The organism is Flavobacterium luteum (assembly GCF_008806775.1).
Taxonomy (GTDB): domain Bacteria; phylum Bacteroidota; class Bacteroidia; order Flavobacteriales; family Flavobacteriaceae; genus Flavobacterium; species Flavobacterium luteum.
This window is the reverse complement of the sequence record NZ_WAEM01000002.1, coordinates 728,869-752,488: the sequence shown is the minus strand read 5'-3', so window position 1 is coordinate 752,488 and position 23,620 is coordinate 728,869. Positions and strand designations below refer to the sequence as shown.

The 23,620-nt window shown below is 31.7% G+C and carries 20 protein-coding genes and 1 tRNA gene; 5 read left to right on the top strand and 16 right to left on the bottom strand.

The annotated features are described in order from the left end of the window. The first annotated feature begins 25 nt into the window (after positions 1-25). Positions 26-685 carry a response regulator transcription factor gene (locus F6464_RS07060; RefSeq protein ID WP_151107090.1) on the top strand — a complete coding sequence of 220 codons (660 nt, stop codon included), beginning with the start codon at positions 26-28 and terminating at the stop codon, positions 683-685. 77 nt (positions 686-762) lie between these two features. On the opposite strand, the gene F6464_RS07055 is transcribed toward F6464_RS07060, so the two are convergent. The 7 genes from F6464_RS07055 to F6464_RS07025 form a co-directional block, all read right to left on the bottom strand. Continuing rightward, on the bottom strand, positions 763-3,033 hold the full coding sequence (locus tag F6464_RS07055; protein ID WP_151107089.1) for a helix-turn-helix domain-containing protein: 2,271 nt from the start codon (positions 3,031-3,033) through the stop codon (positions 763-765). Between the two features lie 153 nt (positions 3,034-3,186). Continuing rightward, positions 3,187-3,756: an OmpH family outer membrane protein gene (locus F6464_RS07050; protein ID WP_151107088.1), complete on the bottom strand. Its 570-nt coding sequence runs from the start codon at positions 3,754-3,756 to the stop codon at positions 3,187-3,189. A gap of 251 nt (positions 3,757-4,007) precedes the next feature. Beyond that, on the bottom strand, positions 4,008-4,862 hold the full coding sequence (locus F6464_RS07045) for a class I SAM-dependent methyltransferase (RefSeq protein ID WP_151107087.1): 855 nt from the start codon (positions 4,860-4,862) through the stop codon (positions 4,008-4,010). After that, positions 4,862-5,332 carry a hypothetical protein gene (locus F6464_RS07040; protein WP_151107086.1) on the bottom strand — a complete coding sequence of 157 codons (471 nt, stop codon included), beginning with the start codon at positions 5,330-5,332 and terminating at the stop codon, positions 4,862-4,864. Before F6464_RS07040 ends, F6464_RS07045 begins: the two co-directional genes overlap by 1 nt. A gap of 48 nt (positions 5,333-5,380) precedes the next feature. Then, positions 5,381-7,252 carry a tRNA uridine-5-carboxymethylaminomethyl(34) synthesis enzyme MnmG gene (mnmG, locus tag F6464_RS07035; RefSeq protein WP_151107085.1) on the bottom strand — a complete coding sequence of 624 codons (1,872 nt, stop codon included), beginning with the start codon at positions 7,250-7,252 and terminating at the stop codon, positions 5,381-5,383. Positions 7,253-7,316: 64 nt separating this feature from the next. Further along, positions 7,317-7,742: an rRNA maturation RNase YbeY gene (ybeY, locus tag F6464_RS07030; protein WP_151107084.1), complete on the bottom strand. Its 426-nt coding sequence runs from the start codon at positions 7,740-7,742 to the stop codon at positions 7,317-7,319. Then, entirely contained in the window at positions 7,735-11,094 is a 3,360-nt protein-coding gene (locus F6464_RS07025) for a hypothetical protein (protein WP_151107142.1), read from the bottom strand. Before F6464_RS07025 ends, ybeY begins: the two co-directional genes overlap by 8 nt. A 153-nt stretch (positions 11,095-11,247) precedes the next feature. On the opposite strand from F6464_RS07025, the gene gltX reads away from it, so the two are divergent. Beyond that, on the top strand, positions 11,248-12,753 hold the full coding sequence (gene gltX, locus F6464_RS07020; RefSeq protein WP_151107083.1) for a glutamate--tRNA ligase: 1,506 nt from the start codon (positions 11,248-11,250) through the stop codon (positions 12,751-12,753). A 33-nt stretch (positions 12,754-12,786) separates the two neighbouring features. On the opposite strand, the gene F6464_RS07015 is transcribed toward gltX, so the two are convergent. Continuing rightward, positions 12,787-13,431 carry an outer membrane beta-barrel protein gene (locus F6464_RS07015; protein ID WP_151107082.1) on the bottom strand — a complete coding sequence of 215 codons (645 nt, stop codon included), beginning with the start codon at positions 13,429-13,431 and terminating at the stop codon, positions 12,787-12,789. A gap of 78 nt (positions 13,432-13,509) precedes the next feature. Between F6464_RS07015 and F6464_RS07010 the strand changes: the two genes are divergently transcribed. Next, complete coding sequence (locus F6464_RS07010) at positions 13,510-14,487, top strand: SPFH domain-containing protein (RefSeq protein WP_151107081.1); 978 nt, start codon at positions 13,510-13,512, stop codon at positions 14,485-14,487. 30 nt (positions 14,488-14,517) lie between these two features. On the opposite strand, the gene F6464_RS07005 is transcribed toward F6464_RS07010, so the two are convergent. From F6464_RS07005 to F6464_RS06990, 4 genes are all read right to left on the bottom strand, one after another. Next, positions 14,518-14,799 (bottom strand): DUF6327 family protein, encoded by a 282-nt coding sequence (locus F6464_RS07005; protein ID WP_151107080.1) that lies wholly within the window; start codon positions 14,797-14,799, stop codon positions 14,518-14,520. 5 nt (positions 14,800-14,804) lie between these two features. Next, complete coding sequence (locus F6464_RS07000; RefSeq protein ID WP_151107079.1) at positions 14,805-15,155, bottom strand: competence protein; 351 nt, start codon at positions 15,153-15,155, stop codon at positions 14,805-14,807. A 41-nt stretch (positions 15,156-15,196) separates the two neighbouring features. Next, a complete protein-coding gene (locus F6464_RS06995; RefSeq protein ID WP_151107078.1) occupies positions 15,197-15,526 on the bottom strand; it encodes a YtxH domain-containing protein in 330 nt (109 codons plus the stop codon). Positions 15,527-15,838: 312 nt separating this feature from the next. Continuing rightward, on the bottom strand, positions 15,839-17,935 hold the full coding sequence (locus tag F6464_RS06990) for a glutamine--tRNA ligase/YqeY domain fusion protein (protein ID WP_151107077.1): 2,097 nt from the start codon (positions 17,933-17,935) through the stop codon (positions 15,839-15,841). Between the two features lie 119 nt (positions 17,936-18,054). Here F6464_RS06990 and folB point away from each other — a divergent pair, with 119 nt between their 5' ends. Continuing rightward, positions 18,055-18,414, top strand: coding sequence for a dihydroneopterin aldolase (gene folB, locus F6464_RS06985; RefSeq protein ID WP_151107076.1), 360 nt, complete (start codon positions 18,055-18,057; stop codon positions 18,412-18,414). Between the two features lie 84 nt (positions 18,415-18,498). Continuing rightward, positions 18,499-18,569: transfer RNA gene (locus F6464_RS06980), tRNA-Cys, on the top strand. 376 nt (positions 18,570-18,945) lie between these two features. Here F6464_RS06980 and F6464_RS06975 read toward each other — a convergent pair. From F6464_RS06975 to rnr, 4 genes are all read right to left on the bottom strand, one after another. Further along, positions 18,946-19,839: a restriction endonuclease gene (locus F6464_RS06975; RefSeq protein WP_151107075.1), complete on the bottom strand. Its 894-nt coding sequence runs from the start codon at positions 19,837-19,839 to the stop codon at positions 18,946-18,948. A 196-nt stretch (positions 19,840-20,035) separates the two neighbouring features. After that, a complete protein-coding gene (locus F6464_RS06970) occupies positions 20,036-20,710 on the bottom strand; it encodes a LysE family translocator (protein ID WP_151107074.1) in 675 nt (224 codons plus the stop codon). Positions 20,711-20,745: 35 nt separating this feature from the next. After that, positions 20,746-21,414, bottom strand: coding sequence for a head GIN domain-containing protein (locus tag F6464_RS06965; RefSeq protein ID WP_151107073.1), 669 nt, complete (start codon positions 21,412-21,414; stop codon positions 20,746-20,748). A gap of 2 nt (positions 21,415-21,416) precedes the next feature. Further along, positions 21,417-23,597 carry a ribonuclease R gene (rnr, locus tag F6464_RS06960; RefSeq protein ID WP_151107072.1) on the bottom strand — a complete coding sequence of 727 codons (2,181 nt, stop codon included), beginning with the start codon at positions 23,595-23,597 and terminating at the stop codon, positions 21,417-21,419. Positions 23,598-23,620: the final 23 nt, after the last annotated feature.

Below are 23,620 nucleotides of genomic sequence, written 5' to 3'. Positions count from 1 at the left end.
AACCAAGCCGAATTCAAAGAAAAACATGGAACAAATTAGCATCTGTATTATTGATGACCACAAAATAGTAAGAGAAGGTCTTGTGGAATTAATTCAAAAATTAGGAGACATTAAAGTTGTTTACCAGTTTGAAAGTGGTGAAGCTTTTTTAGACGCGATTCCGCTTCAACAAAAACCAGATTTGTACATCTTAGATTATTCAATGCCAAATAGTAACGGTATAGACGTATTGAAAATATTAGAAAAGAAAGAAGAAGAATATAAAGTATTACTCTTAACGCAACATTTTGATGAAGATATTATCAATTTAGCCTATCGTTTTGGTGCAAGAGGTTTTTTAAACAAAAATTGTTCGGCACAAGAGTTGAAATTCGCCATCGATAAAATAGTTACGATTGGTTATCACAATATAACTGAGATTCTAAAAAGAGTAAAGCATCATGATGCCTTTAGTGCAATAAAAAAATACAATAAAATTGTTTTGTCTGATCGTGAGCATGAGTTTTTGACATTAGTCTGTGCTGAAGAAGAGTTTACTTATGAGCAAATGTCTGCTCAAATGGGATTATCTGTAAAATCGTTAGAAAGTTATCGCGCAAATTTATTTGAACGCTATCAGATAAAATCAAAAGTAGGTTTAGTACTTTTTTCATTCAACAATAAACTAACAGAGCCTTTTTTGTAATTTTAAACGTATTCCTTAAGATTGCAAACGGCTCTTGTTTTATAAGAAAAAGCAACACTTTACAATTCTAGAAAAGATTAATTTAAACTCGCCTTAAACAATTTCAATTCATCCCAGGTAAAAGTATCTCCGTGCTTTTCTTTCAACGGATTTAAGGAAGCTTCATTATAACCGTCGAAAGCTTTCGCCAAAGCTTGAATTTTATCATTTGGTAAAACTTCTGAGAGTGAAATGGTTTTAGCTTCTATTAACTTGGCTAAATGTCCGCTAATGGTTTGCATGGTTAATACTCTGCGTTCTGCAATTTCCTTGATAGAAAGCTTTTGTTGCCACAATTCGTAGGTTTCTTGAACGGTCGATTTTTTAGGAGTTTTCTCTTTAGATTTTTTTGACGACGTATACCGTTCAAGATCATATTCATCTTCAATAAGCGTGACATTTATTGATTTGAATTCTTCCCGAATGCGTTCTAATTTATTGATTTTGTAGTATTTAATTTCTTCCGATACTAATTTTTCTTTAGAAATTGTTTCATTTGAAGCAATGGTTTTTATCAATAGTTTGGCTTTCATTAATCGCAAAACAGCTCTTGTTTGAATTTCTTCCAAAGCAATTATTTCTTCATAAAACCCTTTTACTTTCTTGATACGAATAATCTCTTCTAACTTCCACAGAATTTCATTAACCAAGTTGTCCATTGGAACAAAAAAGTAATCATGAGCCGCTTGAATCCTTTCTGAAACATACACAACATCAAAAGTTTCTTCTGCAAAAAGCTTGTCTAATTGCGAAAGAAATTTTCTAGCCGGTCCTACTAATTCGCCAACGGTTTCTGCATTTTTTTTGGCCCAAATAGCGTGTTTTGATTTCTCAGAACTTTCTGATTTCTCCCCATAACTAAACTGATGGTTGCGCCATTCTTGAGCCAATTCGCTCCAATCGAAAGTGCTTTTTAAGTAAGAGAGAATAAAATTTTTGGTTTCTTCTTGTAAAGCATGTTCTAAAATTTTCTCACTGGCTTTGTTCAATGCATAATCCATAACGTCTTGATCGTTCGAAATGCCGTTCATCCTAAGCGGAGAAAGCAAAATCAGTCCGTTTAACGACCGCAATCTCGATAATGCTACATAGGCTTGCCCTGGAAGAAAAACTTGCGAAACATCAAGTGCTGCTTTATCAAATGTTAAACCCTGACTTTTATGAACCGTAATAGCCCATGCTAATTTTATTGGATAATGCACAAAAGTACCAAGAGTTTCCTCCTGAATTTCCTTTGTCATTTCGTTCGCTTTATATCTAATATTTTGCCATTCGTATTTTTCGACTTCGATAGTTTTGTTTTCTTCGGGAAAATGAACCAAAATTTCTTCGGCAGAAAGTGATTTTATAATTCCCATTTTTCCATTGAAATATTTTTTATCAAAAGACAAATCATTTTTCACAAACATAATTTGAGCACCAATTTTTAATTCTAAAGTTTCATCAACCGGAAAAATTTTATCTGGAAATTCGCCAACAATTTCAGGCTTGTACTTAACTAATTTGCCTTGTAAATCTTGAAGGGCTTGCGCATTCATGGCATCAGCTTTAGCATTATGTGTCGTTAAAGTGATGTAGCCTTTATTGGCTTTAAGGTCAAAATTAGGCTGTACATATTGGTTTAGATTCTGAATATCGGCCTGCGAAATTGTATTATTTCGGAGATTATTCAAAATAGAAATAAAAACATCATCTGTTTGACGGAAAATCTTAGAAAGTTCAATATACAAAGGTGGATTTTGCTGAATTACATGCGAATGAAAAAAGAACTTTCCTTTGTAATACATACGCAAGATTTTCCATTCTTCATCACGAATTACGGGCGGCAATTGCAATAAATCGCCAATAAACAAAACCTGAACGCCACCAAAAGGAATTTTCTTTTTACGAACAGACTGCATCATAAAATCCATCGCATCCAATAAATCAGCACGAAGCATACTGACTTCGTCAATAATAAGCAATTCCATATTTCGGATGACTGATTTCTTTAAACTGCTCATTTTAAAGTGTCTGACTAAGGTGCTTTTGCTTTCAAACTTTACAGCATCCGAAAAATGGAAAGCAGTAGTATCAGGAATAAATCCGCCAAAAGGCAACTGAAACATGGAATGTATGGTAACACCAGAAGCGTTTAATGCTGCAATTCCTGTTGGAGCAACAACTACAACATTTTTATGAGTTGATGCAATGATTTCTTTTAAAAGTGTGGTTTTTCCAGTTCCTGCTTTTCCTGTTAAGAAAATAGAACGTTGCGTTTGATTGATAAATTGTAAGGTGTATTTGGCTTCTTCTGATAAATTTTCCATTTGGCGTATAAATTATGAAGCTAAAATATTGAAAATAATTGTAATGCGATTCTTAACGAACATTTTTTGTGAAAAAAAACCTTCAACGGAATTTAAGTTGAAGGTTTGCATTGGGGTTAGAATTTGAAATATATTTCTTATTTTTTAAGGATTCTACTTAATTTTCGCATCATCTTTAACAACTGCCTTAGAACTTGATTTGTATTTATCGTTTAAAAGCTTCACTATTTCTTTAGTTATGTCATACTTGTCTTCAGCATATAAAACAGAATTTGCTTCTCCTGTTCCGTATATGTAAGCGTAGCCTTTCTCTTTACCGTAGTCTTTAATAAATTTTTTAACGCTTTTTACTAAAGTATCCATTTCTGATCCGCTTTCTTGTTGCAATTGTTGCGCCATAGCTTGCTGAGCATAACTTAATTCTTGCTCTCTTTTTTGCAATTCGGTACCTTTTTGTTGCGCCCAAGCCTGACCGTTTGCTTGTGCATTTTTTTGAAAATTAGAAGCTTCCGATTTAAAACGAGCTACTTCGGCTTCTAATTCTTTTCCCATCGCTTCCGATTTGACTTTGTATTTTGTGTCTATATCTTTAGCTTCGTTATATTCTTCTAATAATTTTGAAGTATCTATATAAGCTGTTTTTACTTCTTTAACTTCTGCGGTTTTATTAGTACATGAAATTATGGATAAAGCGAGTACTAGAATTAGAATTGATTTTTTCATTAGTTGTTTTTAAAATATTAATTTTCTTTTCGTTTTCAAAAGTATAAAACTTTTTGCTGCAATTTCTAATTGTTAATTATTTGAGCTTTTTTTTGTTTTTTACTGATTATAAGATATTCTTATTGATTCCTAATAACAAATAAATTAAACTGATGATATTTAGATTAAAATAAAGCGTTTTAAAGGCTGATTTGAGTTTTTATTAACGTAAGTGTATTTTAAAGCTAAATCGTTTAATCCTTGGTTTAATATTAGTTATTTCCGTTTTTTATGATATAAATGTGCGATGAATATTCTAAAGTTTGCTTGGCTCTAATATTAGATTGTAAACCGATAATAAAAGCTTTAACAAAATTCATTTTCCCTGATTTGTATTTTTCAGATAAAAGCGAAACATAAAATGCATCAAACTTCATGGGCAAAACTTTTTCTAAATGTAAATTTTGTTTTTGAAAAAGTAATTTTATAGCTGTTTTTGAAAAATGCCACAAATGTCTAGGCACATCATAAGCTGCCCAAAAAACACCATATTGTTTTGCATCATACGAATTGAAATTAGGAACCGCGATTAAAATTGTTCCGTTTGGTTTTAACAATCGTTTTAATTCTTTGATTTGATCTTCGATATTAGGAACGTGTTCTAAAACATGCCACATGGTAATAACATCAAAAGAATGATCTTCTAAAAGATTGGTGGTTTCAGAAAACGAAACACCTTTTTTAAGCGCAATTGCTTTTGCTTTTTCGCTGGGTTCTACTCCTACACAATTCCAGCCATTTTCCTTTGCAAAAAATAAAAATTCTCCTGTACCTGCACCTATATCTAAAAGCGACCCTTTAGATTTCTGGATATTGTTAATGAGATTGAGTTTGTTTTTTAAAGCAATATTCTTTACAAAATGATACGCTTTTTCAAAGAAGGAACGTTTCCCATCGGTATGGGAAATATAATCTTCACTTTCATAGTATTTAGGCAATGTATTTTCTTTGGGTTGCGGATGCGTGTATACTAAATCGAGTGTTTCATCACGAAACAATTCGAAGGTTTCTTTAGAAACTGAGTGGTCTTTAATAGTAAGAAATAGTTTATGTTTTATTTGATCCATTATTGATTATAAAATTCGTCTTTTAATTTTTTTAAATAGTTTACAGCAATGTTTTGATACAACGAATTGTCATCAAGACAATCTTCATTATTAGAATTAATCATCGAGATTGCAATAAATGCTCTTTGATCAATTGATTTTATGTTCTGTGGTTCAACGTTAACAACTGCAAAATTATAGCTTATAAAATACTTTTCATAATCGGCTTTATCATAAATCATGATTTTATATTTGTCCTTATCAATAGTTATCCAAAAGTCATTTTGCGTGTAATTATTGGTATTGAATTTTGCAACAAGAAATTGTTCAATTGGTAATTTCTTTAAATTGTTTTCAAAAATAAAAGCATTTAGGTTTTTATTTCCTATGACTTCTTTCCCATTAGAAACCAAAATATAATCGGCAATTGAGACTCTTTGTTGCAACCCTCCACAACTAATAAACACCAAAAAGAACAATAAAAACATCATTATGCCTTTACAAGTAACGCTTTTTAAAATTCGTTCCACGTGAAACAATTATCTTCCCATATAAATAAGCAACACCGAAATGTCACTCGGTGAAACCCCGCTTATTCTTGAGGCCTGCGAAATTGTTACAGGACGAATTTTACTTAACTTCTGTTTTGCCTCAATCGACATCGATTTTATTTTATTATAATCAAACGATTCTGGGATTTTTAAATCTTCTAATCGAGTCAATTTATCAGCATTGTTTCTTTCCTTTTCAATGTAACCAGAATATTTAACTTGTATTTCGGCTTGTTCTAAAATCTCTTGGTCTAGATTATTTACTTCAACATAAGCGGCCACTTTCTCAAATTTCATCATATCCTCTAAATCAATTTGAGGACGAGAAAAAATCTTAAACATTTTATCCGATTGATTTACCAAAGCCGTTTTTTTCGCTTCTAAAATTGGATTTGCTTCAGCATGCGTAACACTAGTTTCTTTAAAAAAGGCAACCATTTTCTCCGATTCGTTGAGTTTATATTCCATTCTACGAAGTCTCTTCTCGGAGGCTAAACCTATTTCGTGTGACATAGGTGTCAATCTAAAATCAGCATTATCTTGGCGTAAAAGTGTTCTGTATTCTGCTCGAGAAGTAAACATCCTATAAGGTTCCTCAGTGCCTTTTGTAATTAAATCATCAATTAAAACACCTATATAGGCTTCATCTCGTTTTAATATTAGCGCATCTTTCTCTTGAATTTTTAAAGCTGCATTTATACCTGCCATTAATCCTTGGGAAGCGGCTTCTTCATAACCGGTGGTTCCATTTATTTGTCCAGCAAAATATAAACCTTCGACTAACTTAGTTTCAAGAGTATGTTTTAATTGTGTTGGCGGAAAATAATCATACTCTATTGCGTATCCTGGTCGAAAAAACTTTACGTTTTCGAAACCAACAACTGAACGCAAAGCTTTGAATTGAATATCTTCTGGTAAAGATGTAGAAAATCCATTCACATACACTTCACAAGTATTCCAACCTTCAGGCTCTACAAATAATTGATGTCTTTCTTTATCAGCAAAACGATTAATTTTATCTTCAATAGATGGGCAATATCTTGGACCAAGGCTTTTAATTCTTCCATTAAACATAGGAGAACGATCAAAACCTTCTCTTAAAATGTCATGAACCTCTAAAGAAGTATAGGTCATATGACACGATTTTTGATGAACTAATGGAATGGTAACATCTGAATAAGAAAATTTATCTGGTTTAGCATCGCCCTTCTCTTCATTCATTTTCGAATAATCTAACGAACGGCCATCAACCCTTGGCGGTGTTCCGGTTTTCATTCTACCCGATTCAAAACCTGCTTTAACCAAGTCTTCGGTTATTCCGTATGCAGCACTTTCGCCGGCTCTACCTCCACCAAACTGTTTTTCTCCAATATGAATTAATCCATTTAAGAAAGTCCCGTTCGTTAAAACAACCGATTTGGCTTTAATTGTAACTCCCAATGACGTAGTAATTCCTTTTATTTTTCCGTTTTCAATAATTAACCCTTTTACCATTTCTTGATAAAAATCAAGATTTGGAGTTTGCTCTAACATCAATCGCCATTCTTCAGCAAAACGCATTCGGTCACTTTGAACCCTAGGCGACCACATTGCTGGTCCTTTGGATTTATTCAACATTTTAAATTGAATAGCTGTTCTATCAGAAACAATTCCCGAATAACCGCCAAGCGCATCAATTTCCCGAACGATTTGTCCTTTTGCAATTCCTCCCATAGCAGGATTACAAGACATTTGAGCAATGTTTTGCAAACTCATAGTTACCAACAAGGTTTTTGCGCCCAAATTAGCTGAAGCTGCAGCCGCTTCTGAACCTGCATGACCTGCCCCTACCACAATCACATCATAAAGATCTTGAAACATTTTGATTTCTTTTTTTTATTTGATTGTTCCACGTGAAACAATTATAACTTTTTTGTTTTGAAAACTATTTGATTTGTTTCACGTGGAACAATTTAATTTTTTCATTTTCTTTTTCTCGCATTAACAACTCATCGTCATGCGACTTGTCTTTATATCCGCAGTAGTGTAAAATTCCATGCACCATTACTCGCTGCAATTCTTCTTCTAAAGAAACTTTAAATTCTTGTGCGTTTTCACGAACTCTTTCAATAGAAATAAAAACATCTCCATGTAGTTCGTTTCCTACAGAATAATCAAAGCTAATAATATCTGTTAAAGTGTCATGAGCTAAATATTGTTGGTTTATTTCAACTAAATAGTTGTCATCGCAGAATATATAATTAATATCACCTTCCTTCTTATTTTCGCTTTGTATAACGTTAGATAACCAATTTGAAATTTCACTTTCATTTGGCAACTCAAACTCGGTTTCGTAATTAAAACTAATCATTACTTTTAAAATATTCTTGAACCTTTTGTTCAAAATTGGAGCGCAAAGGTAAGCTTTGTCTGTTTAAAATCTCGATGCTGTTTAAATAATCTTGTAAGTTGTCTGGCAAAGCTTTAATTTGATTATTATACTCTTTCTTATTGATTTGAGATTGACGCTTTTGTTCTTCTCCTTGCTCTTGAATGGCTTTCTCTAATTTTAGTAATTCTTGTTTCACATTAAGCACTTTTTGCAGTACTTCATTTTTAAAACCTTTATTTAATAATTGCTTTTCAATATCTTTCATTTGCTCAAGAGTCCCCTGACCGTTTCCGCCAATTCCTTTTTTATTAAGCTCATTCTGTAAGGCTTCTCTAAGCTGCTTTTGCTCTTTATAAATTTCTAAAATAGCTTTTGCATCACCTTCGCCATCTTGCCCATTCTCTCCATTTTCTCCTCCTTGACCTTCTCCATTTCCACTTTTTCCGTCTTTACCAGATTTTCCCTTTTCACCATCTCCTGGCTTATTTCCTTCCCCAGGCTTTTTCCCTTCCCCGGGTTTAGCTCCTTTTTTCATTCCCTCTTTCATTTTTTCGCCTAAACCCTGTTGCTTTTTTATTATATCTGGTAATTGAATACCTGACCCCTCTCCTTTTCCAGGCTTTGGTTTTCCTGAGCCCATTTTAGACATAGACATTTGCATATTATTCAAGATGTCGCTTAAAAAGTCAGCCAGCTTATTAGATGCTGAAATCGTATATTGCTGATGTGACAAGCCTTTTGTAATTTGAGCATCAACTAAATTTTCAATTGCTTTTTCGATATTGTAATGAACATTACCAATTTCCTTAGTAATGTTCTCAGCAATTTTTGGGTTTCGTAATGACATGGCAAACAAACTATCATCAACGTGCTTGAACTGCTGTTTTAAATTTTGTTGAATTTTTAAATTTTTATTAAAAGAAGGAGATCCACGTTTTAAACCTTTAAATTCAGTCATCAAATCTTCTTGAGAAAACGAAAACGCTAATAAATTATCTAAAATTTGGCGCAACATTTTAACATCTTCTTCAAGCTCTTCCATTTCGCCACTTTCCATACTTTCAGTCATCTTCATCGACATTTCTTTCATCTTCTTAGAAGCACTTTTCTGTTTGGGTTTAGCTTTACTTTTGTTTTCTTTTTGCAATTCTTCAGAAGCCTTCTTTAAATCTTCATCAATACTTTTCTCTTTCTCGGCATCTTTGGGAATATCTATTGGAGATTTAAGCTCTTTGTTTTCCTTATCCAGATCTTTTAATTCTTCTTGTATGGCGTCGAACTCCTTATTGATTTCTTCTTGTTTGTCGGTTTTGTTTTCTTTTTCGTTATCTGATAATTTATCTTGTTTTTCAGAAAGTTTATCTAATTTATCAGCTATTTGTTCGGCTTTCTTTTCTACATAGTATTTCTTAGTAAGCTCGACAAGTTGTTCTAGGTTCTTTATTTGATTTTTACTATTTTGCTTGAATTGATCTAACTTTTCAAGTAATTCCTCATTCTTTATTTTATCATTCAATTCCTTTAACTCGTCTAAAAGCTTTTGGTTTTTTTCTAAATCTTTATCTGCATTTTCTAGCCGTTTCTCTAATTCTTTTTTGAAGTCATCGTTTTTATCTGTTTTTAACTTCTCTAAATTGTCTTTCATTTTCTCAGCAAACTCCTTCATCATTTCGTCTTGTTGTTTCTGACGCTTGATAAAATCATTAACTTTTTGCTGATCTTTAAATTCTAAATTATCCTTCTCTTTTCCTGATTTTTGTAACTTTTCTAATTCAAAAATTTGCTTGTTCTGATTCTTTAACGATTTTTGTAGACTATTAATGTTGCTATTTTGTTGTTGCAAAACCTGATTTTCTTTTTCTTGCTCCGTAACTATTCTGTTAGAAAAAACAGCTGATTTAGTACTCTTAAAATGATGTGGCGCATCGTTATCAAAAACCTCAAAATAATAGTCATACGAAATGCCTTCGACTACAGGAAGCGTACTCGGAAAAGCAAAAACAAACTGATCATAATTAGCCTTTTTAATTGCAATTGCTCCTCTCCTAGCGGTTTGAGGTTTGTCTTTTTCATAATAAACAACAAAAAGTTTAGACAAACCATTATCATCCGAAAGCTGTCCTAAAACATAACTTTTATCGACTTTTAAACTATCAGGCGCATTGTTTATTGTAATTGTTGGAAACTGATCTTTAATAACTGAAATCTGATAATTTAACTTCTCGTAATGCTTCACTTTTTCGTTTGAAGTACGAATTTGATATTCGGTGTTTTGAGAAATAGTCTTAGACAAAACAAATGTGTTTTCAGTTTTAGAAAAAGGAAAATTCAATTTCAAATCTGTCCAATCTACATTTTGAGTCGCTTGCGTATTCATTATCCAAGTTACGCGAGTACCTTCAGGCAAAACGGCATTTCCTGTACCTTTTATGATTTCAGCTTTTTTATTCAAATAAGAAGGAAAATTCAATTGCATTTCAAAATTAGCAATCGAAGGAACAGTAATTACATTCAACTCATATTCTGGCGAAGAAATTGCATTTGCTTCTATATGAAACGCTATGTTAGAAATTGGTTTTTCTACTTTAAATCGAAATTCTCCAGCCTTAGTACTTTCCATAAAATAACTTTCGTCATCAATAAAAATCAATGCATTCTCTGGAATAACTTTTCCTTCGGTCTTTACTATAAGTGTAAAATCTTTGTTTTGTTCGGTTTGCAAATTATCATTTATAACTATAAACTTAAAAGGTGCTGGTGGAGTAAATGCTGAATTGAAATGCACTACTCTATTTAAACTTTGTGAAATTAAATTGCTATTACCTGATAAATAAAAGAAAGCGAAAAACAAAATTGGAAGAATCGCTAATGGTAAAAACTTTTTGTTGGAGTTAAAACTTATAGCGTTACCAAAAGGAATGGGTTGCAAAGCATTTGCTTTTTGATCTATTGACGCCAGCAACAATTCAGATTGATTTTTATTTTCAGATAATTGAAGAAAATTAGTAAGTTTATCGCTGACTTCAGAAAAATGATTTCCAATAATGGTTGATGCTTCTTTATAATCAATTCCTTTTTGGAGTTTAAATAATTTAAATATTGGGAACCCTATAAATCTTAGTAAAAGATAGACTTCAACACCAATAAACGCCCAGAATAAGAATAATCTTCCCATTGGCTTAAGCCACAAGAAATACTCTACAAAAAGCGTCAACAAGAAATACAACAATCCTAAACCAAGGAAAAAAATGATTCCTTTTAAGAGTTCATTCGTGTAATATTTTTTGATAAAAGCTTCTAATTTCTGATAAATAGCACTTGAAGATTCCAAAGATTTCAATTTGTTTTAATAACCGATAAAAGTACGATTTTATCTGAATTACAAAACGTTAAAAAAATCTCAAACTTTTTAGGAGTTAAAAAGGAATATACGCTTTTTAAATTGACACTTTGAAAACGTATCTTTGCCATAAAATTCATAACAATGTCTAAACCAGTTCGGGTGCGTTTTGCACCAAGTCCAACGGGACCTTTACATATTGGCGGTGTTCGTACTGCTTTATTTAACTACCTTTTTGCAAAAAAAAATAATGGTGTATTCTATTTAAGAATTGAAGATACCGATCAAAATCGTTTTGTTCCAGGAGCAGAAGAATATATAATGGAAGCTTTAGAATGGTTAGGAATTGCTCCAGATGAAACTATTGGAAAAAATGAAAAATTTGGTCCATACCGTCAATCTGAAAGAAAACAGTTGTACCAACAATATGCCGATTTGTTAATCAATTCTGGAAATGCCTATTATGCTTTTGATACCGCTGAAGCATTAGATTTTCATAGAAAACAACATGAGGAACAAGGAAAAACTTTTATTTACAACCATCATAATCGTGAAAAATTAGATACTTCTTTAGTAATTTCTAAAGAAGATACCGCAAAAAGAATTGCTAATGGCGAAGAGTATGTGATTCGTTTTAAAACTCCTATTAATGAAACCTTGCATTTAAATGACATTATTCGTGGCGACATTAAATTTGAAACCAATTTATTAGACGATAAAGTTTTGTTTAAATCTGATGGCATGCCAACCTATCATTTGGCAAATATTGTTGATGACCATTTAATGGAAACCTCTCACGTGATTCGTGGTGAAGAATGGTTACCATCAATGCCATTACACGTTTTGTTGTACCGGGCATTTGGTTGGGACGCTCCTGAATTTGCGCATTTACCTTTGATTCTAAAACCTGTTGGAAACGGAAAATTATCCAAACGCGATGGTGATAAATTAGGATTTCCAGTATTTCCTTTAGAATGGAAAACAGATGAAGGCATTTCTTCAGGTTACAGAGAAAAGGGATTTTTTCCGGAAGCGGTTATCAACTTTTTAGCTTTACTAGGTTGGAATGACGGAACCGAACAAGAGTTGTTTTCTTTAGAGGAATTGGTTGAAAAATTCGATTTGAATCGCGTTCATAAAGCTGGAGCTAAATTTGATCCTGAAAAAAATAAATGGTTCAATCATCAGTATTTGGTGAAACAAAATGATGCAATTTTAGCGAAAGCCTTTGCTCCTATTGTAGCTGAAAAAGGTATTGTTGTTGAAAATGATAAACTAATACAGATTGTTTCCTCCATAAAAGAACGTGCTCATTTCGTTTCTGAGTTTTGGGATTTGAGTGATTTCTTTTTTGTTGCTCCAACTTCTTATGATGAAAAAGCATCAAAAAACTGGAAAGTCGAAACACCAGCTATAATGCACGAATTGATTGCTGTTCTTTCAACTATAGGCGGTTTTAGTTCATTAAATATCGAAATCATTGTAAAAGACTGGATGACAAAAAACGAAATAGGAATGGGAAAAGTCATGCAACCGTTTCGATTGAGTTTGGTTGGTGCTTTAAAAGGCCCGCATCTTTTTGATATCGTAGAATTAATTGGAAAAGAAGAAACGATTAAGCGAATTGAGAAAGCAATTGCAACGTTATAAAAACAAAAAAGCTCCTGAATTTAGGAGCTTTTTTTACAAATAAGCTATAATATTTACGCTTATAATTCCTGGATGCGATTTGAAATTAGTGCTAATTCCTTCTTGTCCGTTTAAGTTTCCGAGCAAATTGGTTACTCCATATTGGTATTGAATATTCGCTCTTACATGCTTTACCCCTGCGGTGATTCCTATTGCGGGATAAAAGTTAAATTTTGAAATATCAACAATATCTTTAGCTAATAAGGTTGTTCCTGAAATTTTGTTGTCTTCCTCAGTAGTATCAATAACAAATTTTCCGTTTACTTGAACAAGCGGACCAAATTCGACACTCAAATGATTTTCAACAATTTTATAACTCAACATCAACGAAATCTGTGCCGATGGCAATTTATAGTTGATATCTTCCTTTTTTAAAAAAAAATTGGTCGTTGGAACCGTAAATTTGTTTTCACTAAACTGCATAGTATACACCATATCAAAATCATTATAGAAATTTCCACGGACAGAAAGCCCTACATTCCAACCTAATTCAGGAGTTGAAGTAAAATTTTTAGTATTTAAATTGATTTGGTTTAATCCAAAAATAATCCCAATTCTATTGGCATCTCTATACCCATATTGCGCTGAAGCTATCAGGGAAACAAAAACAAATGCTACTGTAAGAAATTTATTTTTCATATAATAGTTTTAATCATCCACAAACCTAAAATAATTTTTGTAATTTAACTGATAATTTATCAACTTAATTTTAACTACATGAACATTACACTAATTATCATTTTTGTATTCGGGATATTTATATTCCTTTCTTCTTTTTTTACCGTAAAACAACAAACATCAGTAATTATTGAGCGTTTCGGAAAATTCTTGAGCGTCAGAAACTCGGGCTTGCAATTAAAAATTCCGCTTATTGATAGAATTGCAGGAAGAGTAAATCTTAAAATTCAACAACTTGATGTATTAATTGAAACCAAAACGAAAGATAATGTTTTTATAAAAATGAAAGTTTCTGTTCAGTTTAAAGTGATTCAAGATAAAGTATATGAAGCATTTTACAAATTAGAATATCCACACGATCAAATTACAGCTTATGTTTTTGATGTTGTTCGTGCCGAAGTTCCAAAGTTAATTTTAGACGACGTTTTTGTTAGAAAAGATGATATAGCCATTGGTGTAAAACGCGAATTAAACGAAGCAATGATGACCTATGGTTACGATATCATAAATACATTGGTTACCGATATCGATCCTGATATTCAAGTTAAAAATGCCATGAATAGAATAAACGCTGCCGATAGAGAAAAAACTGCTGCCGAATTTGAAAGTGAAGCACAAAGAATTAGAATTGTTGCAAAAGCAAAAGCGGAAGCAGAAAGTAAAAAATTACAAGGTCAAGGTATTGCTGACCAGCGTCGAGAAATTGCTCGTGGATTAGTAGAAAGTGTTGAAGTTTTAAATTCTGTTGGAATTAATTCTCAAGAAGCATCGGCATTAATTGTGGTTACACAACATTATGATACGCTACAAGCTATAGGTGCCGATACCAATTCTAATTTAATCTTATTGCCAAATTCACCACAAGCAGGAAGTGATATGTTAAATAATATGGTGGCTAGTTTTTCTGCAAGCAATCAAATTGGTGAAACTATGAAAAACCAACCTAAACGTATAAAAAAGAAAGACGATCACACATCGACAGATTTTAATCCTAGTGATACCTCAAATCCAGAATAATTTATAAACTTTTAATACTAAAAAAGAGGCTTATTTGCCTCTTTTTGTTTTTTTTGAAAACCATTTTCTAATAAATGGGATAGCTTTGTTTATAATAAACGGTGCTGCCATTTTAATCATCACTCCATAAGGACTTGAAAGAACGGAATTAGTAGAACTTATTATATTGCCAACAATAGCATTTGGAGTTAATGTTTCTTTCGTTTTTTGAAGACTCAGAATCATTTTTTGATAATGAATTTCTTTCTCTAATTTTAAGATTTCTAAATCAGCATCTATTTGTGCGTAAGAAGAATATTTTTTAGTTGCCATAAATTTTAGTCATTAAAAAAGATTTCAGAAAACTTCTCTAAAATTGGTCCTTCTATTGTTTTATCTTTAATTAAAAATAAAATTCCTGTAAAAAAGACATAGACACCTCCTACAATTAGAAATCCATATGAATAATTATCTAATGCTTTACCAATAGCAAAGGCTCCTGCAATGGAGCAAAACAACAAAACCATGCTCAAGCATAATAAAATAAGTGTAAATTTAAAAATCATGGTTGTAGATTTCATCGCTACTTTAAAACCCCACAATTTATAATACGCTACATTATTTTCAAAAAAAGCTTGAGCTTGGTCTTGAATATTTTCGGTATGCTCTTTTAATTCTTCAAAAGCCATCGTTTATTATTTAAATTTTGAAACCTAATTATAAACGCCAACTAATTTTGAAGTTTAGCATTTTGCTCTTTCAAATCAGCCAATTTTTTTTCTAAAAAAGAAATAATGTCACCATTTTTATCGTTCATGCTTTCAACCAAATCTTCATACGTTTTTTCTAAATCATGTTTACGATTAGAAAATTTTCTTTTAATCTCTCTAGATACATCGTCCCATTTGTGTACCAAGTTATCCTTAGCATCATCATAACCATGTTTTATTTTTTCTCTGGTTCTTGTTCCTTTATCAGGAGCAAACAAAATTCCAATACCTGCTCCAACCGCAGCTCCTGCTAAAAGAGCTATCAGTACGTTTCCTGTGTTGTTTGACATGACTTTTTTATTTAAATTAATATTAATCTAAAGTTACAAAATAAAGTAACAGTATATAGTTAATGAGGCGTTAAATAAATTATATTTCAAACACTAAAACATAAAATAAGCTTTTTAAATTGATGAAAAAACAATAAACACATATTAAGAGGTAAAACATTAAAAAACGCCTTAAAATCTATTTACAGAAGCTGTTTTTAATTGATAAACTCTATCTTTTATAAGATTTTTATAAGATTTTACAATAATCGAAAAAAAGCACCTTAAACGGCGATTTTCATTGTTAAAATCTATAGTTGCGATTTCGTTTTTTTAAATCGTTTTTAACAATTCTAAAACTTGCTCGTTTTTTTCTGAATTTTTCAACTCTTCTAATTGTGTTTGAAAATCACTCCAATTTTTAGCGTCCTTCTTTAAATTTTGAATGCCAAAAATTCGAACAGCAGCCAATTGACTTTTTAACGACATAGTGTATAATTTTGATAACGATTCTTGCTCAATATCTTTTGAATAAACATTACTTGAATAATTCAAAATTAAATTAGAAAACAATAACGAATTATTGTCATTTTTTATGTTCTTAGTTATTGTTTGTACCAATAAACTAAAATTATCAATGCTTTTAATATTTTCAATAATTGGTTGTAAAATAATTTTGGCAGCAGTTGAATCTTTTTCTTTCACATATTTATTGATTTCCTTTTGAGTGGCCATCAATAGATTCTCTTCTTTCTTCCCTTTTTCTTCCCAAGCATCTTTTAATCCTGCTGTCCTATTGAAAACTAATTTAGAAGCGATAGAATCCTTGTCCACATTGAAATAACCCAAACGCTGAAACTGGAATTTATCCCCTGTTTTTGCATCTGCCAAACTTGGCTCTACGAAACCATTAACAACTTCTAACGATGATGTATTCATAAAATCCAAGAAGTTTTTTTCTTTATGACTGTCGGGAGCTTCGTCTATAAATAATCGGTCATACAAACGAACTTCAGCTTCAATAGCGTGTTGAATGGAAACCCAATGCAAGGTTCCAGCCACTTTCCTTTGACTGGCTTCGCTTCCGCTTCCAGAACGAGAATCTTCATCGTAAGTTACTTGAATTTCGGTAATTGTTCCGTTTGCATCTTTAGTAACACTTTCGCCTTTAATAATATATCCGTTTTTTAAACGCACTTCGTTTCCGATACTTAATCTGAAAAATTTAGCTGGCGCCACTTCAAGAAAGTCATCTCTTTCGATATACAATTCTCTTGAAAAAGGTACTTTTCTATACCCTGCACTTTCATCTTCTTGATTGTTTTCGGCTTCTAACCACTCTTCATTACCTTCAGGATAGTTCGTAATTACTAGCTTTACAGGATCTAAAACAGCCATTACTCTTGGAGCGGTTTTGTTTAAATCTTCACGCAAACAAAAATCTAAAAGAGAAACATTTATAACATTTTCACGCTTGGCAACTCCAATGGTTTCACAAAATTTACGAATAGAAGCTGCGGTATACCCACGTCGTCTTAACCCTGAAATAGTAGGCATTCTCGGGTCGTCCCAACCATTAACCACTTTGTCTTGAACCAATTGTAATAATTTTCGTTTGCTCATTACGGTATAATTCAAATTCAAACGAGCAAACTCGTATTGGTGCGGTCTTACTTTAGTATCATCATAAATTTGATCTAAAAACCAATTGTACAATTCACGATGCATGACAAATTCTAAAGTACAAATAGAATGTGAAATTTGTTCAATATAATCACTTTCGCCATGAGCATAATCATACATGGGATAGATTTTCCAATCATTACCCGTTCTGTGATGATGGCGATGCAAAACACGATACATCAACGGATCACGCATCAACATATTGGTAGAAGCCATATCAATTTTAGCACGCAAAACATGACTTCCTTCAGGAAATTCGCCGTTTTTCATGGCTTCAAACAAAGTTAAATTCTCTTCAACCGAACGATTTCTGTAAGGTCCATCAACTCCGGGTTGGGTTGGAGTTCCTTTTTGAATAGCCATTTCTTCAGAGGATTGACTGTCTACATAAGCCTTTCCGTTTTTAATCATAAGTATAGCCCAATCGTACAATTGTTGAAAATAATCAGAAGCATAGCGTTCTTCAGCCCAATTAAACCCCAACCATTGTAAATCTTCTTTTATAGCATCTACATATTCCTGTTCTTCTTTCGCAGGATTGGTATCGTCAAAACGTAAATTAACTGGTGCATTATACTTTAAACCTAAACCAAAATTCAAACAAATCGATTTGGCGTGACCAATATGTAAATAGCCATTAGGTTCTGGCGGAAAACGAAATCGTAATTTATTTTGAGGAAAACCGCTTGCTAAACTGTCTTCTATGATTTGTTCTATAAAATGAAGTGATTTTTCTTCGGTTGACATATTTTTGTTTAATTTTAGCAAAGATAAAAAAAGCTAGTTTAAAATGGTTTAAAGTTTCAGGTTTAAAGTTGATCGAGCTAACATTAAACCTGAAACATTAAACTTTGAATAAAAAATTTATGGGGATTATAAAACTTAAAAATATTCGAACGTTTTCCTATCACGGTTGTTTGATCGAAGAAGGAAAAATAGGGTCTGATTATTCAGTAAATCTAGAGGTTAAAACCGACTTGAGGAAATCATGTATTTCAGATGATTTGAAGGATACGGTAGATTATGTGCTACTAAACAAAATTGTTGTAGAAGAAATGGAAATTCGTTCGCAACTTTTAGAGCATGTCGGACATAGAATAATTACGCGAATTTTTGCTAAAATTCCTTCTATTTCCAGAATAATACTGGCGGTTTCTAAACTAAATCCTCCTATAGGTGGTGATGTTGAAGCGGTTACCATTGAATTGGAAGAATACCGAAATTAAAATCAAATTGGAATTTATAAAATTGTTAATTATCAATTGTTAATTATCAATTGTTTGCTATATTTGCAATCCAATTAAATAATTGGCGTCGTGGCCGAGCGGCTAGGCTGGGCTCTGCAAAAGCTCCTACTCCGGTTCGAATCCGGACGATGCCTCTGAAACCTTCAAGGAAACTTGGAGGTTTTTTTATGTAAATTTTTAAGTAAAATTAAGTAAAGATAGGGTTCGAATCCGGACGATGCCTCTGAAACCTTCAAGGAAACTTGGAGGTTTTTTTATGTAAATTTTTAAGAAAAATTAAGTAAAGATAGGGTTCGAATCCGGACGATGCCTCTGAATGAACCTCTCCAAGTGAGAGGTTTTTTTATGTAAATTTTTAAGAAAAATTATGTAAAGATAGGGTTCGAATCCGGACGATTCCTCTAAACCTTCAAGGAAACTTTTGGGTTTTTTATGGGATTTTTAGAAAAAATAAACGAACAATTTACCGAAAACAAAGTTATGAGATTTAGCAAGTGTTAGCTGTTGTGTTTATTGTTCTTCAAAGAAATCTTCGTCTAATTGTTTAACTTCATAAGTTGCTTTTATTTGTATTCCAACATTGAATTCATGCATTAAGTCAACTAGTTTGTTTCCATCTAATAATATTATCTTATGATGAGCATTTTTAGCTTTTTCAATAGCTCCAATGTCAAAAAGTGAAGTTGTTACAAAAACTCCTTTATTTGTATCACCGCTCATTGCACCAATAAAATTTCTAATATCTTTTTCACGAACTTTATTTTCACTAAACCTTTTTGCTTGAATATAAATTTTGTCTAAGCCAAGTTTATCTTCGTTAATAATTCCGTCAATTCCTCCATCACCAGATTTTGAAGTTTCTATAAATTCTCCATATCCCATTTTTTTTAGTAAAATTAATATTACCTTTTCAAAATAATATGGATCAATAGTTTTAAGTTTTTCCAATAAATCGTTCTTAACTTCTTTCTCAATTTGAGAAAAACCAGTATCCATTAAATCTTGCGGAGAAGAATTAATGATTTCTTTTAGTTCACTTTTTTCAGAATTAGGTTTTGCGTTTTCTTCGGAATAAAAGTTTACAATTCCAGAATCTTCAACAACATTTTTCAAAGAAAGCTCAGATTTTTGTTTTAATCCCTTTTCTGTAATTTTTACATTTCCTCTTTCTGGATAAAAAATATAACCACCTTTCTTTAAATATGATTTTCCCCAAGCAATTCGGTTGTTTACTAAGTTTTCACCTGATTTAGTTTTTTCTGTAAGTTGCTCTTCACTAAGTTGAGAGAAATATCTTTCTATTACTAATTTTTGCAATTCTCTTATATGAATAGCTTCTCCATTACTTAGAATTTCCAAAATTGGATTAAAAGTCTCGTGAAATTTGGGTATTTCTATATTCATTTTTATCTACATTATTTGGTATTCTAGGGTAACATAAAAGCCAACTCGTATTTACTAGTGACATTTTAGACCTATCCGCCTAATTTTGGGTAGATAGGTCTGATAAACATCAGACTTTATTTACTATTCCAAATATAATTCATTACACACTACTTCTTTAAAAAGTAGTTATAGTTATAAACTATTTTAGAACCTCCTACTCTATCTTCTCTAAAACCTTTTTAGCTAATTTATTTTCGCTGGGAAACCAACCTTGAAACATTAAAACCATTCCGAAAATAAGTAACAAAATACTGATAAGCTTTTTTATTTTAAGAATGTTGTTTGGTGTCATTTTGTGTTTTAATTGCTTGGCTAATATAATTTTTCCAATATCTATCAATAAATAACTTAACAGCACCGATGAGAAAAAAACAATCATTCTAGGAGTTTCTAATTGTAATTTTGGTCCAATAGTTATTAATATCAAAAACCAAAAAAGTAATACCCCAACATTTATAAAATTTAATAAAAACCCTTTGATAAATAAACTTAAATAATCTTTTTTTAATATTTCGTTTATGGTTTTTTTATCTAGATTTTTAGAAGTTTTATGTATTTTTAATAAAGAAATTATGCCATAAGTAAACATTAATATTCCACCAAAAATATAAATGGCTGGATCGTTTTTTATGGATTGAATGAGCCGATAACTACTAAAATAAGCAATAGAAATAAAAACTATATCGGCTAAAACCACTCCTAAATCAAATACAAAAGCAGCTCTAAACCCTTTTACAGCACTGGTTTCTAATAATACAAAAAAAACAGGACCTACCATTAAACTTAAAAAAATTCCTAATGGTATTCCTGATAAAATATCTTCAATCATTTTTTACTGTTTAAAATAAAACCAAAAATAAGGAATTATTTCTTAGCTTCTTCTATTCTACCGCCTGCAACTATCTTCTGATTAATTTGTTTTGGTTTTCCGTAAATGGTAATATTGCCACCGGCACGAACTTTTGCATCTACAAAATCAGTAGCATAAACAATGGCTTCACCACCAGCATTTGCTGTAATTATGGTTTGACTAGTAATTAATTTTTCAGCTTCATAAATACCTCCAGAATTAATAAGAACGTCTTGATTTGTTGCTTTGCCTTCTAATTGTACTTTAGAACCATTGGAGACTTTTACGGTTACTCTTTCTGTCGCAATTTTAATTTTAATTTCTGAGCCTTCTTTAGCAATAATATCAAAAGCTGAGGAATTAAAAGTAGCTTCGCTTGAAATTCTTGAGCCTTCATTAGCTTCTACTGCATCTAATTTTTTATAGTAAACGGTTGCCGAAATGTTATCGCCAGATAATAACTTCGTTAATGGTAATCTAATTTTTAATTCTCCATTTTTATTGACTAATTCTACTTCATTTGAACCTGAACCGTTCAGCAGCACTTTATTTTCAGATGAAGGCACTAATACAACATCTATTTTATCAAATGACGTAACTTTATTAAAATCTCCAACTTCTTTTTGTGTTTGTGAAAATACTACTGAACTGATTAATAATAAACTAAAAACTATTTTTTTCATGACTATTCGTTTTTTCTTAAAAATGTAAAATCTAGTTGTTTTTTCACCAAATCGGCATTTTTTACTTTAACATAAACTTCGTCGCCTAATTGTAAAATACTCTTTGAAATTTCTCCTACTAATGCATATTGCTTTTCATCAAAGGTGTAATAATCGTCTTTTATTTCTCGAATTCTGCACATTCCTTCGCATTTATTCGAGATGATTTCTACATAAATCCCCCATTCGGTAACACCAGAAATAACACCCAAGAACTCTTCGTCTTTGTGGTCTTGCATGTATTTTATTTGCATGTATTTTATAGAATCCCGTTCTGCATTTGTGGCAAGACTTTCCATAGTACTAGAATGAATGCATTTTTCTTCAAAAACATCTGAATCTACGCTTTTTCCGCCATCTAAATAATATTGCAGTAATCGATGTACCATTACATCTGGATAACGTCTGATTGGTGATGTAAAATGGCTGTAGTAATCAAAAGCCAAACCGTAGTGACCAATATTTTCTGTCGAATATTTGGCTTTACTCATCGTTCGAATCGCTAAAGTATCAATTAAATTTTGCTCTTTTTTACCATTAACGTCTGCCATTAATTGATTTAACGATTTTGAAATATCTTTTTTATCTCTTAAATCAATCTTGTAACCAAATTTAGAAATCAACGCTTGCATGGCAAAAAGCTTGTCTTCGTTAGGCTCGTCGTGAATTCTATAAACAAATGTTTTCTTCTGTTTTCCGATATATTCTGCCACTTTTCTATTGGCGAGAAGCATGAATTCTTCTATTAAATGATTGGCATCTTTAGAAACTTTAAAATAAACGCCTTCAGGTTCGCCTTCTGCTGTTAAATTGAATTTTACTTCGACTTTATCAAAAGATATAGCTCCATTATTCATTCTATTTCTTCTAAGAATTTTAGCTAATTCATCTAATTTTAAAGTCGCTTCTGTAATTGCATCTGATGCTCTGTATGTTGCACCAGTAAGAGAAATTTCAGCTGGAATTATAGCAGCTTTTGTTTCTATAATTACTTGTGCTTCTTCATACGAAAACCGTTGATCAGAATTAATAACTGTTCTTCCAAACCATTGGTTTCTAACAGTAGCTTTTTCATCTATTTCGAAAATGGCTGAAAATGTATATTTTTCTTCATTAGGGCGCAAAGAACAAGCAAAATTTGATAAAACTTCAGGTAACATTGGTACTACTCTATCTACTAAATAAACCGAAGTTCCACGATTATACGCTTCATCATCTAGAATGGTTCCTTCTTGTAAATAATGTGAAACATCGGCAATATGAATACCTATTTCGTAATTTCCGTTTTCTAATTTTTTGAAAGATAAAGCATCGTCAAAATCTTTAGCATCTTTAGGATCAATTGTATACGTTAGCGTATCGCGCATATCACGACGTTTTGCAATTTCTTCTGGATGAATTGCTGTATCTATTTTTTGTGCAAAAATTTCAACTTCAACCGGAAAATCATAAGGTAAACCATACTCGGCTAAAATGGCATGAATTTCAGTATCGTGTTCACCAGGTTTTCCTAAAACATTTATTACTGAACCAAATGGTGAATCGGCTTTTTTAGGCCAATCTTCAATTTTAACCACAACAACATCACCTTGTTCAGCTCCGTTATATTTATCTTTTGGAATAAAAATATCGGTATACATTTTAGCATTTGCAGTTGTTACAAAAGCAAAATTCTTTTGAATATCAATTACTCCAACAAACTCTGTTTTATTTCGTTCTAAAACTTCAATAACTTCACCTTCAGGTCTTTTACCACGACGACGGTTATATACATAAACCCTAACTTTGTCTTTATCTAAAGCATGATTTAAATTATTAGTAGGAATAAAAACGTCCTCTTCTAAATCTAAAGAAATAAAATAAGCCGTTCTTCTTGAAGTCATGTCGATAGTGCCTTCTAAATAATCTTGCGAAATGGCTTTTACTAAATATTTTCCAGGTTCACTTTCAATAATCACTTTTTGCGCTGCTAGAATTTTTAAATCTTTAATGATTTCGTTTCTGCTTTTAGTATCATCTAATTCTAAAACAGCACATATTTGCTTGTAATTGAATGGTTTATTTGCGTTTTGTGATAGTATTTTTAAAATCTTTTCAGAGAAGGTTTTCTCTGTTTTTCCAAACTTTTTTGGGAATTTACTCATAATCTTTTTTATAATAAAGTTTA